This is a genomic window from Streptomyces lycii (assembly GCF_009735685.1).
Lineage (GTDB): Bacteria > Actinomycetota > Actinomycetes > Streptomycetales > Streptomycetaceae > Streptomyces > Streptomyces lycii.
Map to the genome: position 1 here is coordinate 1 of NZ_WHPN01000328.1, position 14,790 is coordinate 14,790.

Sequence of the window (14,790 nt, forward strand, 5' to 3'; positions counted from 1 at the left end):
CGGCCGCCGGCCGGCGGTCAGCCCTGCCAGCAGCGGACCACCTCGCCGTCCTTCACCGCGAAGTTGATGCGGCCGGCCATGTACTCCATCGTGATGATCGCGTCCGGCGGCAGCGACCGGACCGTGCTCCAGCCGCGCTCGCGGGCGCGCTGCTCCGCCACCGCGCCGGAGAGCCCGACGTAGGTCTCCGGGTCGTCGTCCGCCGGGTTCCGGGAGGGCGTCGCGTTGTCGTTCATGCGTGCCACCGTAAGCCCCTTCGAGGGGTCGGGGAAGTCACGGCCGGGCGTCCGCGCGGCCCCGGGTTCGTCACCGTTGTGTCACAGCCGGGAACGGCGCGGAGCGTAACCTCCGTCACCCGCGCGCGCATCCGCGAACGGCGCCCAAGGCCCCCCGAATTTCCTCGTATTCGTGCTTCCGGCTACCCGCGAAATCGCCGCGGAATCCCGAAGTCACGCCTTCCCCCGGGTATTTCACATGAGCTGGAAATCGCCATGTTTGCGTTAGGCCGGACGAGGTACACGCGTCGGCGAGGAGTCATGACAGACAAATCCGAGAACACAGACAAGAGCGCGGCGGACCGCCCGAAGAGTGGTCCCACCGCCGTCGAGGTGCTGCGCACCGCGGGCGCTCAGCTCGCCGAACTGACCGGCCTGCGGCCGGAGGCGGTGACGCGCTTCGAGCGCACCGGGGACGGCTGGCTGATCGAGGCGGAGGTCCTCGAACTGGCCCGGGTGCCGGACACGATGAGCCTCATGGCTTCCTACGAGGTCACCACCGACCCCGACGGGCAGCTCACCGGCTACCGGCGCACCCGGCGCTACGAACGCGGCCGGGCCGACCGGCGCTGACCGGGCCCCGCGCGCATCGCAGCACCACCCGACAGAAGGGATGTATCCCGGTATGACCGTGGTAGCGGCACAACAGCAGGGCGGTTCCGGTGGCGGCAGCAGCGGCCTCTACGACGTCCTCGAACTCATTCTCGACCGAGGCCTGGTGATCGACGCGTTTGTCCGGGTGTCCCTCGTCGGCATCGAGATCCTCAAGATCGACGTACGCGTCGTCGTCGCGAGCGTGGACACATACCTCCGCTTCGCCGAGGCCTGCAACCGGCTCGACCTGGAGGCGGGACCGCGCAAGAACCCCGGCCTGCCCGACCTGGTCGGCGAGATGACCGAGTCCGGTGCGCGCGGCAAGTCCAAGGGCGCGCTGTCCGGCGCCGCGGAGACGCTCTCCGACGCCTTCAAGCAGGGCGCGAGCTCCTCGGGCTCCTCCCGTGAGGAGGAGCGCGAGTCCGAGCCGGCGCCGCGCAAGCCCCGGCGCACCACGACGGCCCGCCGGAAGGAGGAGTCGGAATGAGCACCTACGTCTACGGCATCGCCCGCGGCGACCATCCCGGGCCGCCCGAAGGGGTGAACGGGGTCGGGGACCCGCCCGCGCCCGTCCGCACGCTGCGCGCCGGGGAGCTGGCCGCGGTGGTCAGCGACTGCCCGGGGCAGCTCCGGCCGAAGCGCCGGGACCTGCTGGCCCACCAGCACGTACTGGCCGAGGCGGGGGCCGCGGGGTCCGTCCTGCCGCTGCGCTTCGGCAGCGTCTCCGAGGACGACGACGTGGTGCGCGGTGTCCTGGAGGACCACGGGGAGCACTACCGCGGCCAGCTGGACCGGCTCGACGGCAGGGTGGAGTACAACGTCAAGGCCGTGCACCGCGAGGAGGAGGTGCTCCGCCAGGTCGTCGCCGACGACGCCGAGGTGCGCGCGCTCCAGGCGGCCAACAAGGCGTCCGGCGGCGGCTCGTACCAGGACCGGCTGCGGCTGGGCGAGCTGGTCGCGAACGGCGTACGGGCCCGTGAGGTGCACGACGCGAAGGCCGTCGAGGCCGCCCTCGCGCCGCTCTCCGAGCAGCAGAACCCCGGACCGGAGTCCGCCGGCTGGCTGGTGAACCTCTCCTTCCTGATGCGCCGGGACGCCACCGCTCCCTTCGTCAACGCGATCGAGGAGTTCCAGCAGGCGAATCCGCACCTGGAGGTGCAGGTGACCGGCCCGCTGCCGCCGTACAGCTTCGTCGAGCCCGCCCCGGCACACGCCTGATGGGCCTGCTCAGCGAGGTGCTCCTGCTGCCCCTGGCCCCCGTGCGGGGGGCCGGCTGGGTGGTGCGGCAGGTGGTGTCGGAGGCGGAGCGGCAGTACTACGACCCGTCGGCGATCCAGCGCGAACTGGGCGAGCTGGCGGAGCAGCTGGACCAGGGCCTGATCGACGAGACCGAGTTCGACCGCCGCGAGGACGAGCTGCTCGACCGGCTCGAGGCGGCGCAGCAGCGCCGCGCCGCGGCGCCCGGCGGCGCCCCGAGCCGCCCCTACGACAACGGGAGACCATGATGACCAACCGGCTGGCGATGGCGCTGGCCGTGACCGCGGGCTATGTGCTCGGCCGGACGAAGAAGGCCAAACTGGCCATCGGACTCGGCGGCATGGTCCTCGGCAAGCGGCTGAAGCTCAACCCGCAGCAACTGACCGGGCTGGTGACCGAACAGCTCAAGAACAACCCCCAGCTCGGCGAGGTGCGCGACCAGTTGCGCGGTGACCTCCGGGGCGTGGGCAGGGCCGCGACGGGCGCGCTCGTCACCCGGCAGCTCGACTCCCTCGCCGACCGGCTGCACGACCGGACGCTCGGCGTACGGGACCGGCTCACCGCCGGCGGGGACGGCACCGGTGCGGCCGGCGACGGGGGGCGCGGGGACGAGCGCGAGGACGCCGAGCCGGGGGACGACGCGTACGAGGCGCCGGAGAGCGAGCCGGAGCGGCCGCGCGAGCGGTCCTCCGGGGCCCGGCCGCCGGAGCGCCGCCGTCCCGCGAAGAAGGCGGCCGCGGGCAAGCCTGAAACCGGGACCTCGGCGGGGAGGACGGCCACCGCAAGGACATCCACCGGGAAGACGGCGGCCGGATCGGCCGGGAGGACGGGGGCGAAGCAGGGCGCCGCGAAGCGGGCACCGGCCGGGAAGCGGGCCGCATCCGCCGCGGGCGGCACCAAGAAGGCCACGGCTCCGGCGGACCGGACGGCGAAGAAGACCGCGAAGAAGACCGCCGCCCGGCGTTCGGGAGGTGGCGGCCGTGGCTGATTCCCGGGGCAACCCGGTCTCCTCCCTCAAGGACGAGGTGACCACCGGTCCGGCCGCCGAGCGGCTGAAGCAGGAGGCTACGGCGTTCGCCGCGGCCCAGGCCCAGCGGCTGCTGGTTTCCGCGGGCCGGAAGCTCGGGGGCGCGACCGCCCGGCTCAACGATGTCGCGGAGGGCAACAGCCCGGGGCTGGTGAAGCTCGCCACGCAGGGCGGCAAGAAGTTCGCCGAGGGCAAGGGACCGCTGCGTTCCGCCGTCGAGATCGGTGCGTCGGGCCTGAAGGACAAGGCCAGGGAGGCGTTCCAGGGGCTCGGCGGGGGCGGGCGCAAGGGCGGCGGCGGGCAGGGCAGGTTCGTCACCGTCGTCGAGGACATCGACGTGGGTGTGCCGCTCCGCGAGGCCTACGACCAGTGGACCCAGTACCAGGAGTTCAGCACCTTCACCAAGGGCGTGCAGGGAGTCGAGACCTCGGACGACACCTCGTCGAACTGGCGGGCGAAGGTCCTCTGGTCGAACCGGAGCTGGAAGGCGAACACCACCGAGCAGATCCCGGACGAGCGGATCGCCTGGACCTCGGAGGGCGCCAAGGGCACCACGAAGGGCGTCGTCACCTTCCACGCACTGGGCGACAACCTCACCAGGATCCTGCTCGTCGTCGAATACCACCCCAAGGGGCTCTTCGAGAAGACCGGCAACATCTGGCGGGCCCAGGGGCGGCGCGCCCGGCTCGACCTCAAGCACTTCCGCCGCTTCCTGATGATGCGCGGCGAGGCGACGGGCTCCTGGCGCGGGGAGATCCGGGACGGCGAGGTGGTCCTCGGCCACGAGGAAGCCCTGGAGGAGGAGCGGGAGCAGTCGGCCGCCGGGTCCGGCGGGACCGGCCGTGAGGACCGGGCCGGCGGGGCCGAAGAGGAACTCCCCGACGACGGCTACGAGGACGAGGGCGAGCCCGGCGAGGACCCCGCGGACCGCGAGGAAGCCGGGGCGGAGGAGCCCGAAGACGCCTACGAGGACGCCTACGAGGAGGACGACGCGGAGGAAACCGCCGAAGAGCCCTCCGCGGAGGACGAACTCGAGGAGGACGGTTACGCGGAGGACCGTGACGCGGAGGAGGCGGAGCCCGCGCGGGAATCCGGTGACGAAGCCGGGGACGAAGCCGAGTACGAGGCCTCGGACCGGACCCACGAGCCCGAGGACGAGCCCGGTGACGGGACCGAGGGTGCTGCCGCCGCCGAGCCCGAGGAGTACGAGGACGAGGACGAGGAGTACGCCGAGGAGGAGCCGGAGCGCGTCCGCGCCTCCCGCTGACGAGCCCCGGCCCGGGCCCTGCCGGTGCGGTTCCCCGCCCCGGCAGGGCCCCCGTCCACCACGAAAGGAGTTCCGCCGTGACGAGCACGATGCCCGGACCGTACGGACAGTCCGGCAGCAACAGCGCCAATCTCGCGGACATTCTCGAGCGGGTGCTCGACAAGGGCGTCGTGATCGCCGGCGACATCAAGATCAACCTGCTCGACATCGAACTGCTCACCATCAAGCTCCGGCTGATCGTCGCCTCCGTCGACAAGGCCAAGGAGATGGGCATCGACTGGTGGGAGGACGACCCGGCCCTGTCGTCGGGCGCCCGCCGCCGCGAGCTGGCCGAGGAGAACGACCGGCTGCGGGACCGGATAGCCGCGCTGGAAAGCCGGGACGCGGCCCCGGGCGTCCGCGCCGATGAGGCGGATCCCCTTCAGCTGGAGGAGCGCCGGAAGCAGGAGGAGCCGCGGTGACCGAGACACTGCACTACGCCTACGCCGTGGTCCCCGAGGGCCGTGCCGACATCCCCGAGGAGCTGCGGGGCGTCGCCGGGGCGGGCGTCCGTACCGTCGCCGGTTCGGGGCTCGCGGCCGTCGTCAGCCCCGTGTCCGCCGCCGACTTCGACGAACAGCCGCTGCGCGCCCACCTGGAGGACATGCGGTGGCTGGAGGCGACGGCCCGGGGTCACCAGCAGGTGGTGGACGCGGTGGCCGCGCAGACCTGCGCCCTGCCGCTGCGGCTCGCCACCGTGTGCCGCGGCGAGGAGGGCGTCAGGCGGATGCTGGCCACCGGCCGGGAGCACTTCCAGGAGACCATCCGGGCCCTCGACGGGCGGCACGAGTGGGGCGTCAAGGTCTACGCCGACCCCGCTCCCGACCCGGCTCCGGCCGCCGCCCCGGCAGCGGCCCCGTCCGGCACGAGCGGCGGTGCCGGCGGCCGGATCTCGGGCCGGGACTACCTGCGGCAGCGGCGGGCCCAGCGGCAGTCGCGCGACGCCTCGTCCCGGCGCGCCGAGGAGTGGGCCCGGACGGTGCACGAGACGCTCGGGCGGTCGGCTGAGGACTCCCGGCTGCACCGGCCGCAGGACGCCCGGCTGTCCGGGCAGACCGGTGAGAACGTGCTGAACGGCGCCTATCTCGTCCCGCACGAGGAAGCGGGCGCGTTCACGGCGCTGGTCGGCGGGCTGGCCGACCGGGCCGAGGGCGTGCGGGTACAGCTCACCGGTCCCTGGGCGCCGTACTCCTTCACCGGGCCGCCGTCCGGTGCCGGGGAGGGCGCATGACCGCGGAACCGCTCGCCCAGCGGCAGATCGCGCTGGTGGACCTTCTGGACCGGCTGCTGGCCGGCGGGGTGGTCGTCGCGGGCAACCTCACGTTGCGGATCGCGGACGTCGACCTGGTCCGGATCGATCTGCACGCGCTGATCAGCTCGGTGAACGAGAACGTACCGTCCCCGTGGGAACCGGGAGAGGAGGGAAGCCGATGACCGCCGTCCCCGGACGCACCGGCGGCCCGGAAGCGGCCGGGCACCACCCGGCAGCGGCGGGAGCGGCCCGCCGCCCGGAAGGACCGCAAGGACCGCAAGGACCGCAAGGCCCGCAACCAGCCGGCGACGGCCGTACGTCCGGCGGCGTCGGAGCAGCCCGCGACCGCGGAGCGGCCGACGACCTCCTGCGCGCCGCGCTCCCGGAGCCCGAGCCGTACGAGCGGCCGGCCGGTGACGTCCCGGCGCGCGCCGGGGGCCACCGGCTGGAGCTGGACCGCGACACCGTGGAACGCGATCTGATGCGCCTGGTGCTGACCATCATCGAACTGCTGCGGCAGCTCATGGAGCGTCAGGCCCTGCGCCGGGTCGACCAGGGCGACCTGTCCGAGGACCAGGAGGAGCGCATCGGGCTGACCCTGATGCTGCTCCAGGAGCGGATGGACGAGCTGTGCGACCGGTACGACCTGACGCCGGAGGACCTCAACATCGACCTCGGTCCGCTCGGGCCGCTGCTGTCGCGCTGAAGCCGGCCGGCCACTGTGCCGGTGCCGCGTCCCCGCGCCGCCGCGCCCCCCGCAATCCGCCACTGACGCTTGCCGAACCGCCGCCGTGGGCCCGCGCGATGCCCGGCGCTGCCGCACCGGCATCCGCCGCCGCCCGTTCCGAAGTCCGCCGCCGTCTCGCGCGACGGCCGGGGGGCGAGCATCATGGCGGGGGCCCGGAGACGGACGGCACCGACCGCGGAAGCGCGAGGGGGCGGCGATGGAGACACGGGGCGCGACGGAGACCGGCGGAGCGGCGGGGCAGCGCTCGCCGGGACGGCTGGTGGTCGACTGGCTGACCACCACCGACCACAAGAAGATCGGCCATCTCTACCTCATCACCTCGTTCCTCTTCTTCCTGGCCGCCGGGGCGATGGCCCTGCTGATGCGCGCCGAACTGGCCCGGCCGGGGCTCCAGCTGATGTCGAACGAGGAGTTCAACCAGGCGTTCACGATGCACGGCACGATCATGCTGCTGCTGTTCGCGACGCCGGCCTTCGCGGGCTTCGCCAACGAGATCATGCCGTTGCAGATCGGCGCCCCTGACGTCGCCTTCCCCCGGCTGAACATGCTGTCGTACTGGCTGTTCCTGTTCGGCGGGCTGATCGTGATGGGCAGTCTGCTGGTGCCGAGCGGGCCCGCGGACTTCGGCTGGTTCGCCTACGCCCCGCTGAACAGCCAGGTCCGTACGCCCGGTGTCGGCGCCGATCTGTGGATCATGGGGCTGGCGCTCTCCGGCTTCGGCACGATCCTCGGCGCGGTGAACTTCCTGACCACCGTCATCGCGATGCGGGCGCCGGGCATGACGATGTTCCGGATGCCGGTCTTCACCTGGAACGTCCTCTTCACCTCGGTCCTGGTGCTGATGGCGTTCCCGGTGCTGGCGGCGGCGCTGCTGGTGCTGGAGGCGGACCGGCGGTTCGGCTCGATGGTCTTCGAGGCGGAGTTCGGCGGGGCGCTGCTGTGGCAGCACCTCTTCTGGTTCTTCGGCCATCCGGAGGTCTACATCATCGCGCTGCCGTTCTTCGGCATCGTCACGGAGATCATCCCGGTGTTCTCCCGCAAGCCGGTCTTCGGCTACGTGATGCTGATCGGGGCGACGATGGCCATCACCGGGCTGTCGGTCATGGTGTGGGCGCACCACATGTTCGCCACCGGCGCGGTGCTGCTGCCGTTCTTCTCCTTCATGTCGTTCCTGATCGCGGTGCCCACGGGGGTGAAGTTCTTCAACTGGGCGGGGACGATGCTCCGGGGCTCGCTGTCGTTCGAGACCCCGATGCTGTGGGCCGTCGGCTTCCTGGTGAGTTTCCTCTTCGGCGGCCTGACCGGGGTGATCCTGGCCTCTCCCCCGCTGGACTTCCACGTCACGGACACCTACTTCGTGGTGGCGCACTTCCACTACGTCGTCTTCGGGACCGTCGTCTTCGCGACGTTCGGCGGGTTCCACTTCTGGTGGCCGAAGTTCACCGGAAAACTGCTCGACGAGCGGCTGGGGAAGGTCCACTTCTGGACGCTTTTCACCGGCTTCCACCTGACGTTCCTGGTGCAGCACTGGCTGGGCGCCGAGGGCATGCCGCGGCGGTACGCCGACTACCTCGCCGCGGACGGCTTCACGGTGCTCAACACGGTCTCGTCCATCGGCGCGTTCCTGCTGGGCCTGTCCACGCTGCCGTTCCTCTACAACGTCTGGAGGACCGCCCGCTACGCGCCCAGGGTCGAGGTCGACGACCCCTGGGGCTTCGGCCGCTCGCTGGAATGGGCGACGTCCTGCCCGCCGCCCCGGCACAACTTCACCACGCTGCCGCGCATCCGGTCCGAGTCCCCGGCCTTCGACCTGCACCATCCGGGGGTCAAGGAGCTGGAGGAAGGCCCGCCCGGCCGGGAACGGGCCGTGGCCCGGCTGGAGGAGGAATGACCCCGGCCCCGGAGATGGACCGACGGGGGCCGGCGGGCGCGGTGAAGGGGCGCGCGGTGAAGGGGCGCCCGCCGCCGTCCACCCGCGCGGTGACAGGCGCCCGCCGCCGTCGGCCGGCACGGCGGGCGGGCGCCCCCGCCGTGCCGGTCAGCCGTTGACCGGTTCGCGACCCCAGTGCCGGTGTGCCGCGACCGCCTCGGTGAAGGCCCGGCCGAAGTCCTCCGGGGAGCCGCCGCTCGTGAGATCGGTGACCACGCCCCGGTCGGAGACCGTGCCGTCGCCCTCCCCGGCGACCCGGATGCCGTCGAGGGCGAGGCCGCCGATGACGCCCGCCCCGGCGCCGAGGCCGCCGATCGGCTTGCCGTGCCGGTAGGCGTTCCGGATGAACCGTACGGCCGCGTCGTCGGCCGCGACGGACAGCGCGCTGTCCGGTCCGCCGGGCACCAGCACCGCGTCGTAGAGCACGGAGGCGACCGTGGGCAGCGCGCGGTTCACGGGGTGGGCGGCGCCGTCGGTGTCCCGCACGTTGCCGTCGTGCGCGGCGAGTTCGTCGACGACCGCTCCCCCGGCCGTCTCCAGCACGTCCCGTACGGCGGCCAGCTGGGCGCTGTCGACACCGTCCGCGACGAGCACGGCGATCTGCCGGGTGGCGATGGAGCCGTCACCCTTCATGTTCTCGAAGCTGAGCGCCGGGGAGGGCGCGGGCTGCGGGGTGGCGTCACGGCGCTCGGGCAGGTCGACCCCGATGCCCTCGGCGACCGCGGCGGCCAGGTCGTGGTCGACGAGCGTGAGCTGTTCGACGGTGCGCTCCCGGACCCTCATGCTGACGCACTTGCCCAGCTCGAACCGGAAGGCGTCGATCATGTGCTGCTTCTCCCAGTCCGACATGGACCGCCAGAACAGGGCCGGCTGGGTCCAGTGGTCCTGGAAGCTCGCGCTGCGCTTGCGGATCTTCCGGCCGTCGACCCGCTCCTGAAGATGCCGGAAGGCGCTCGGGTCGGCGGTCCCGGCGACCGCCGGGCAGCCGCCGCCGAGTGAGTTCTCGCTGTAGTTCGTGCCCGAGTGGATCCGGCTCTGGTGGTATCCGTCCCGCTGGTTGTTGCGGACGGGGACGACCGGCCGGTTCACCGGCAGCTGGGCGAAGTTCGGGCCGCCGAGCCGGATGAGCTGCGTGTCCAGATAGGAGAAGTTGCGCGCCTGGAGCAGCGGGTCGTTGGTGAAGTCGATGCCGGGGACGACGTTCGCCGTGTGGAAGGCGATCTGCTCGGTCTCGGCGAAGAAGTTGTCCGGGTTGCGGTCCAGCACCATCCGGCCGATGGGCCGCACGGGGACCTGCTCCTCCGGGATGATCTTGGTGGGGTCGAGCAGGTCGAAATCGAAGGCGTGTTCGTCCTCCTCCGGCACCAGCTGCACCCCGAACTCCCATTCGGGGTAGTGCCCGGCCTCGATCATGTCCCACAGGTCCCGGCGGTTGTAGTCCGGGTCGCGGCCCTGGATCTCCTGTGCCTCGTCCCAGACCAGCGAGTGCAGCCCGAGCTTGGGCTTCCAGTGGAACTTCACGAACGTACCCCTGCCCTCCGCGTTGACGAAGCGGAAGGTGTGCACCCCGAAGCCCTGCATCGTCCGGTAGCTGCGCGGGATCGCCCGGTCGGACATCAGCCAGAAGACGGTGTGCAGCGTCTCGGGCTGGAGGGAGACGAAGTCCCAGAGGGTGTCGTGCGCCGACTGCCCGGTGGGGATCTCGTTGTGCGGCTCGGGCTTCACCGCGTGGACGAAGTCGGGGAACTTGATCCCGTCCTGGATGAAGAAGACCGGGAAGTTGTTGCCGACCAGGTCGTAGTTGCCCTCGGAGGTGTAGAACTTCGTCGCGAACCCGCGGACGTCGCGCACCGTGTCGGCGGATCCGCGCGGCCCCTGCACGGTGGAGAACCGCACGAAGACCGGGGTGCGGACCGACGGGTCCTGGAGGAACGCCGCCTTGGTGAACTCCGCGCAGGAGTGGTAGGGCTCGAAGAACCCGTAGGCGCCGGCTCCGCGCGCGTGCACCACCCGTTCGGGGATGCGCTCGTGGTCGAACCGGGTGATCTTCTCCCGGAAGTGGAAGTCCTCCAGCAGGGTCGGCCCGCGTTCCCCGACCGCCAGTGAGTCGTCCGTGTGGTCGACCACGACACCCTGGTCGGTCGTCAGCGGGCCGCTCGCCGGATCGTCCGCGCGGTGTGCGTCACGCTGGCGCTGTTTCGGGTCCTCCGGCCGCATGCCCTCGTGTGCCATGGCAGAAGTTCTCCTTTGTGCCGTTCCGTACGGAACGGCCGGGTGTCCGCGATCACCCGCCCGAAACGCCGACGGCCCGCCGGAGCCGGTCCGCGACCTGCCGGACGTGCTCGTTCAGCGCAGCCGGTTCCCGCACCTCGAAGTCGAAGCCGAGCAGGACGACGTGCACCACCATGGCGTCCAGGCTGTAGGCGCCGGTGCGCAGCAGACAGCTGTGGCCGTCGACCGCCTCCAGGGTGCCGACCGACGGGGATATGCGAGCCGCCGCCTCGTCCAGCGGCGCGTGCAGCAGCACGACGGCCCGCGTCGCGTACGTCTCGGTGGAGATCCCCCGGGAGACATAGGCCGCGAGGTCCTCGGCGGGAGGCTCCCGCGGCTCGAAGCGCGGGCCGTGCGGCGGCTTGGGGGTGATCCGGTCCACCCGGAAGGTCCGCCAGTCGCTCCGGCCGAGGTCCCAGGCGACGAGATACCAGCGCCGTTCGGTGAACACCAGCCGGTGCGGCTCGACCGTTCTGCGGCCCTCCTCGCCCGCGTGGTTGCGGTAGGCGAAGCGCAGCAGCTCGTGGTCCCGGCAGGCGTGCGTCAGCTCGGTCAGCACCGAGGCCTCGACGGTCGGCCCGCGGCGGGCCCCGAGCATCGGCACGGTGTACGAGTTCAGCGCCTCCACCCGGTGCCGGAGCCGGGACGGCAGCACCTGCTCCAGCTTGGCGAGCGCCCGCACGGAGGTCTCCTCGATGCCCTCGATGCCGCCGCCGGCCGCGCCCGTGCGCAGCGCCAGCGCGACGGCGACGGCCTCCTCGTCGTCGAGCAGCAGCGGTGGCAGCGCGGCGCCCGCGCCGAGCTGGTAACCCCCGCCGGTGCCGGGGCTGGCGTGCACCGGATAGCCCAGTTCGCGCAGCCGGTCGACGTCCCGGCGCACCGTGCGGGGCGTGACCCCGAGCCGGTCGGCGAGGGCGCGGCCGGACCATTCGCGGTGGGCCTGGAGCAGCGAGAGCAGACGGAGCAGCCGTGCCGAGGTGTCCAACATGGGCAGCAGTCTCCCAGCCGTCGCGGACAGGTTCCGTCCGCGACGGCCGCGCCGTCACTCCGCCGCGTCCTGCGACCGGTCCTCCGCGACCCGCACCGACAGGTCGTTGTCGAGCGTGTAGTACGGCCCGACCCGGACCGGCCCGTTCGGCGCGGTCAGCGGCTGCGACGGGTAGGTGAAGATGTGCTTCTTCTCCGCCACGTCGTCGAGGAGCCGCCCGATCCGCACCGCGTCGGCGTCCGCGGCCGGCCGCAGCCACAGGTCCCACGCCTCGGAGCCGCCCTGCCAGGGCCCGGCCAGCTCCGGGTAGGACAGCGAGAAGGTGAAGCGCGTTCCCTCGCCGGTCACGGGCGCGGTGCGGACCGTCTCCGGGTCGCCGCGGCGGCGGGCCTCGACCACGGCGTCCGGACCGGCGGCGCGGCCGAACGTCCGGCCCCGCACGGACACCGACTCCTCCGTGACATGGATCTCGCCCGCCTCGGCGTGCGGCGCCCGCAGCCAGCTGCGCACCGAGAGGTTGCCGTTCTTGGTGACGTACGGGATGCGCACGGCGACCGATCCGCGCTCCGGGTCCGGCCGGCGGTCGAGCAGGGACCGCAGGTCGTTGATCCCGGGCATGATGCGCTCGGGCTCGCCGCCCGCGGAGACCGCGAAGGCGTCCCAGCGGCCCTCCGGCAGCGCGACGGTGCTCGGCAGCGCGGCCCGCAGCCGGCCGTCGCCGGCGGGCACCAGCGGCAGCCGCAGCTCGTCCGCCGGCGCGCCCCGCCCGCCCCGGCGGCGCAGCAGCAGCGCCGCGTCCCAGGCCTCGGCGGCACCGGGGCGCCCCGGCGGCACGACGTCGAAGGTCAGGCCGCCGGCGGAGTCCGCGACACAGTCGGCCCGCGGCGGCTCGGACGGGGCTCCCGGCTCGCCGGTGATCACACCGGACACGGACGGAGCGGCCGCGCCCCGGAGCGGCAGATCGGCTGAGGTCGTCATGCGGTGTGTCCCCCTCTCAGCGCCGCACGGGCGGCGTAGGCACCGCCGAGGAGCGCTCCCCTGGACCGTTGCACCGAGGTGCGCAGCCGGCCGCGGAGGCCGCCCCGCGTGCCGCCCCGGGCGGCCAGCTCCCGGAAGAGCGTCTCGTAGCGTCCGGCGACCTGCGACGGGTCGAACCGGGCGGAGTCCTTCAGGGCGGCGCGGCCCATCTGCCGGCGGAGCGCGTCGTCGTTGATGAGTTCGAGCAGCGCGCCCGCGACGGCGTCGGCGTTGCCGGGCGGCACCAGCCGTCCGTCGACGCCGTTGGCGATGATCTCGCCGGGCCCGTGCGGGCAGTCGGTGGCGACCACGGGCAGGCCGCAGCGCATCGCCTCGACGATGGTCATGCCGAACGACTCCAGACTGGAGGTGACCGCCCCGATCGACCCCTTGGCCCACTCCGGGTCCAGGGGGTTGGCCGGGCCCATCAGATACACGTGGTTGTAGAGCCCGAGCCGGTCGATCAGCGCCCGCAGCTTGTCCTTCTCCGCCCCGCCGCCGTAAATCCGCAGCCGCCAGTCCGGGCGGTCCGCCACGACCTGCTGGAAGGCCTTGATGAGCAGGTCGTAGCGCTTGACGCGGGCCAGCCGTCCGGCGGCGACGACCCACTTGCCGGTGCCGTCGGCCGGCTCGACGCCGGGCTCGGGCACGCTGTTGGGCACCGCTTCGATGCGGACGCCGGGCAGCCGCAGCCCGCGCCGGTACGCCTCGGCGTCGGCCTCCGTGACGGTGGTGACCGCGTCCAGCCGCGGGTACAGGTCCCGCAGGTCCCGGCGCAGCCGCGTCGAGTGGCTGTCGAGCGTGAGGTGTTCCTGGCCGACGAGCACCGGACCGCGGCGGGTGTCCCGGGCGAGGTGGACGTTGAGCCCGGGCCGGGTGCCGACGACGATGTCCGCCTCGACGGACCGCAGATGCTCGGCGATGCGCCGGTCGGTCAGCTCGTTGTACTGCTTGTAGCGGCCCTCGGCGACCGGGAAGGCCTTGGACCGGCGGAGATACGCCGGGTCCTCGCCCTCGTACGACGGGCTGTCCTTGCGGATGTCGACGAGATGGCGCAGCCGTACGCCGGGGCCCGGCTCGAAGACGGGGGTGTCGCGGTGCCTGAAGACCGAGACGATCTCCACGTCGTGGTGGTCGGCCAGCGAGCGCGCGAGGTTGTACGTCGTACGGATCGTTCCGCCGATGCCGTACGCGTTGTGAATCAGGAATGAGATATGCATCCGTCCCCGTAACTCAGAGTCCCGCAGAGTGCCCATGTGGTTCGCCTGTTCCGTCTACCAAGCTGTTAGACCCGCCCGGTGTGCTCCGGGTTGGCCATGATGACCATCTTGTTCCGGAAGAGATGCGATATCGGTAACCGGCAGAGGGAACTTTTCCGTCACCTGATGCGTCTGGGCTTGTACTTACGGCATCTTCATCCCGGTTCACTTGACGACATTTCACCCCCTCGGGTGACGGCGCACCGCCTCCCGTCGACCGCGTTCGTGCCTGCCCGCTGTGCGGGTTTCCGTCCCGCGGTGGGTGAAACGCCGGTCACGGCGGTGTCACGAGGCCTTTCGAGCCCGCTCCCGTTCCACCGTTGTGTGACGGCTTCTGGATCCCGCGGCCGGTCCGACGCATAGTCATTTCATCGGACCGGAACACCGTCTCGAGCGGGGAGGCCGGATGCGAACCGTGCACTGGGGTGGCTGGGCCGCCCTCACCGCCGGTGCGGCGCTCTGCGCGATCGGCTGGTACGGGGTGGCCGGCACCGAGCGGGTCGCACACCAGTTGTCGTACCTCGCGTCCTGCACGGTCCCGGGCGCCGCCCTCGTCGTCGCGGGCGCGGTGCTGCTGTCCCGCTCGGAGCAGTCGCGCACCGCGGAGCAAGTGGCCGACCTGCACCGGCTGTTCCTGACCTATGACGAGCCGTACGGCTGGCCCGAGGCGTACGGCTCCCCGGGGCCGTACGACGCTTCCGGACCGTACGGCTCCGCCGCTCCGGAGGCGGTGCACCAGCCGGACCGGACCGGCTCGCAGAACCGGCCGGCCGCCGACGCGGCCGCCGGGCCCGCCGATGCCCGGGACCACTCCCTCGCGGCCGGGGAGAGCGGCCCCGGGCGGCCCGGCGCGCGGGAGGGGGCGC

17 protein-coding genes are annotated in these 14,790 nt (G+C 72.5%); 12 read left to right on the forward strand and 5 right to left on the reverse strand.

Annotated elements, in window-relative coordinates; genetic code table 11:
* Positions 1-17: 17 nt before the first annotated feature.
* A complete protein-coding gene (locus GCU69_RS20735; protein WP_098751167.1) occupies positions 18-236 on the reverse strand; it encodes a proteinase inhibitor I78 in 219 nt (72 codons plus the stop codon).
* 300 nt (positions 237-536) lie between these two features.
* Here GCU69_RS20735 and GCU69_RS20740 point away from each other — a divergent pair, with 300 nt between their 5' ends.
* From GCU69_RS20740 to ctaD, 11 genes are all read left to right on the forward strand, one after another.
* On the forward strand, positions 537-848 hold the full coding sequence (locus GCU69_RS20740) for a gas vesicle protein GvpO (RefSeq protein WP_098751168.1): 312 nt from the start codon (positions 537-539) through the stop codon (positions 846-848).
* 52 nt (positions 849-900) lie between these two features.
* Positions 901-1,356, forward strand: coding sequence for a gas vesicle structural protein GvpA (locus tag GCU69_RS20745; protein WP_098751169.1), 456 nt, complete (start codon positions 901-903; stop codon positions 1,354-1,356).
* Positions 1,353-2,087, forward strand: coding sequence for a GvpL/GvpF family gas vesicle protein (locus GCU69_RS20750; protein WP_098751170.1), 735 nt, complete (start codon positions 1,353-1,355; stop codon positions 2,085-2,087). The genes GCU69_RS20745 and GCU69_RS20750 overlap by 4 nt, the downstream gene beginning before the upstream one ends.
* Positions 2,087-2,374 (forward strand): gas vesicle protein GvpG, encoded by a 288-nt coding sequence (locus GCU69_RS20755; protein WP_098751171.1) that lies wholly within the window; start codon positions 2,087-2,089, stop codon positions 2,372-2,374. Before GCU69_RS20750 ends, GCU69_RS20755 begins: the two co-directional genes overlap by 1 nt.
* Positions 2,371-3,114 carry a DNA primase gene (locus GCU69_RS20760; protein WP_235978601.1) on the forward strand — a complete coding sequence of 248 codons (744 nt, stop codon included), beginning with the start codon at positions 2,371-2,373 and terminating at the stop codon, positions 3,112-3,114. The genes GCU69_RS20755 and GCU69_RS20760 overlap by 4 nt, the downstream gene beginning before the upstream one ends.
* A complete protein-coding gene (locus GCU69_RS20765) occupies positions 3,107-4,420 on the forward strand; it encodes an SRPBCC family protein (RefSeq protein WP_156206856.1) in 1,314 nt (437 codons plus the stop codon). Before GCU69_RS20760 ends, GCU69_RS20765 begins: the two co-directional genes overlap by 8 nt.
* Positions 4,421-4,509: 89 nt before the next feature.
* Complete coding sequence (locus GCU69_RS20770) at positions 4,510-4,881, forward strand: gas vesicle protein (RefSeq protein WP_156206861.1); 372 nt, start codon at positions 4,510-4,512, stop codon at positions 4,879-4,881.
* Positions 4,878-5,690 (forward strand): GvpL/GvpF family gas vesicle protein, encoded by an 813-nt coding sequence (locus GCU69_RS20775; RefSeq protein WP_156206857.1) that lies wholly within the window; start codon positions 4,878-4,880, stop codon positions 5,688-5,690. Before GCU69_RS20770 ends, GCU69_RS20775 begins: the two co-directional genes overlap by 4 nt.
* Positions 5,687-5,893, forward strand: a complete 207-nt coding sequence (locus tag GCU69_RS20780) for a gas vesicle protein (protein WP_098751174.1) — start codon at positions 5,687-5,689, stop codon at positions 5,891-5,893. The genes GCU69_RS20775 and GCU69_RS20780 overlap by 4 nt, the downstream gene beginning before the upstream one ends.
* On the forward strand, positions 5,890-6,417 hold the full coding sequence (locus GCU69_RS34600; protein ID WP_328630009.1) for a gas vesicle protein K: 528 nt from the start codon (positions 5,890-5,892) through the stop codon (positions 6,415-6,417). Before GCU69_RS20780 ends, GCU69_RS34600 begins: the two co-directional genes overlap by 4 nt.
* A 238-nt stretch (positions 6,418-6,655) precedes the next feature.
* The gene (ctaD, locus tag GCU69_RS20790; RefSeq protein WP_098751175.1) at positions 6,656-8,350 is read left to right on the forward strand and encodes an aa3-type cytochrome oxidase subunit I; all 1,695 of its coding nucleotides are present in this window, start codon (positions 6,656-6,658) and stop codon (positions 8,348-8,350) included.
* 147 nt (positions 8,351-8,497) lie between these two features.
* Here the strand turns inward: ctaD and GCU69_RS20795 are convergent, their stop codons facing one another.
* Genes GCU69_RS20795 through GCU69_RS20810 form a run of 4 tightly spaced genes read right to left on the reverse strand, consistent with a single transcriptional unit; the run spans position 8,498 to position 13,885 of the window.
* Positions 8,498-10,621: a catalase gene (locus tag GCU69_RS20795; protein ID WP_176604617.1), complete on the reverse strand. Its 2,124-nt coding sequence runs from the start codon at positions 10,619-10,621 to the stop codon at positions 8,498-8,500.
* A 52-nt stretch (positions 10,622-10,673) separates the two neighbouring features.
* A complete protein-coding gene (locus GCU69_RS20800; RefSeq protein WP_156206858.1) occupies positions 10,674-11,648 on the reverse strand; it encodes a helix-turn-helix transcriptional regulator in 975 nt (324 codons plus the stop codon).
* A gap of 54 nt (positions 11,649-11,702) precedes the next feature.
* Positions 11,703-12,626, reverse strand: coding sequence for a hypothetical protein (locus GCU69_RS20805; protein WP_235978602.1), 924 nt, complete (start codon positions 12,624-12,626; stop codon positions 11,703-11,705).
* Positions 12,623-13,885, reverse strand: coding sequence for a glycosyltransferase family 4 protein (locus tag GCU69_RS20810; RefSeq protein ID WP_098751178.1), 1,263 nt, complete (start codon positions 13,883-13,885; stop codon positions 12,623-12,625). The genes GCU69_RS20805 and GCU69_RS20810 overlap by 4 nt, the downstream gene beginning before the upstream one ends.
* 445 nt (positions 13,886-14,330) lie before the next feature.
* Between GCU69_RS20810 and GCU69_RS20815 the strand changes: the two genes are divergently transcribed.
* Positions 14,331-14,790: hypothetical protein (locus tag GCU69_RS20815; protein WP_156206859.1), on the forward strand; the 460-nt coding region annotated here is incomplete at its 3' end.

Coding starts and splice junctions, on each gene's coding strand:
- GCU69_RS20735 (WP_098751167.1), bottom strand. CDS start 236: ATGAACGACAACGCGACGCCCTCCCGGAACCCGGCGGACGACGACCCG.
- GCU69_RS20740 (WP_098751168.1), top strand. CDS start 537: ATGACAGACAAATCCGAGAACACAGACAAGAGCGCGGCGGACCGCCCG.
- GCU69_RS20745 (WP_098751169.1), top strand. CDS start 901: ATGACCGTGGTAGCGGCACAACAGCAGGGCGGTTCCGGTGGCGGCAGC.
- GCU69_RS20750 (WP_098751170.1), top strand. CDS start 1,353: ATGAGCACCTACGTCTACGGCATCGCCCGCGGCGACCATCCCGGGCCG.
- GCU69_RS20755 (WP_098751171.1), top strand. CDS start 2,087: ATGGGCCTGCTCAGCGAGGTGCTCCTGCTGCCCCTGGCCCCCGTGCGG.
- GCU69_RS20760 (WP_235978601.1), top strand. CDS start 2,371: ATGATGACCAACCGGCTGGCGATGGCGCTGGCCGTGACCGCGGGCTAT.
- GCU69_RS20770 (WP_156206861.1), top strand. CDS start 4,510: ATGCCCGGACCGTACGGACAGTCCGGCAGCAACAGCGCCAATCTCGCG.
- GCU69_RS20780 (WP_098751174.1), top strand. CDS start 5,687: ATGACCGCGGAACCGCTCGCCCAGCGGCAGATCGCGCTGGTGGACCTT.
- GCU69_RS34600 (WP_328630009.1), top strand. CDS start 5,890: ATGACCGCCGTCCCCGGACGCACCGGCGGCCCGGAAGCGGCCGGGCAC.
- ctaD (WP_098751175.1), top strand. CDS start 6,656: ATGGAGACACGGGGCGCGACGGAGACCGGCGGAGCGGCGGGGCAGCGC.
- GCU69_RS20795 (WP_176604617.1), bottom strand. CDS start 10,621: ATGGCACACGAGGGCATGCGGCCGGAGGACCCGAAACAGCGCCAGCGT.
- GCU69_RS20800 (WP_156206858.1), bottom strand. CDS start 11,648: ATGTTGGACACCTCGGCACGGCTGCTCCGTCTGCTCTCGCTGCTCCAG.
- GCU69_RS20805 (WP_235978602.1), bottom strand. CDS start 12,626: ATGACGACCTCAGCCGATCTGCCGCTCCGGGGCGCGGCCGCTCCGTCC.
- GCU69_RS20810 (WP_098751178.1), bottom strand. CDS start 13,885: ATGCATATCTCATTCCTGATTCACAACGCGTACGGCATCGGCGGAACG.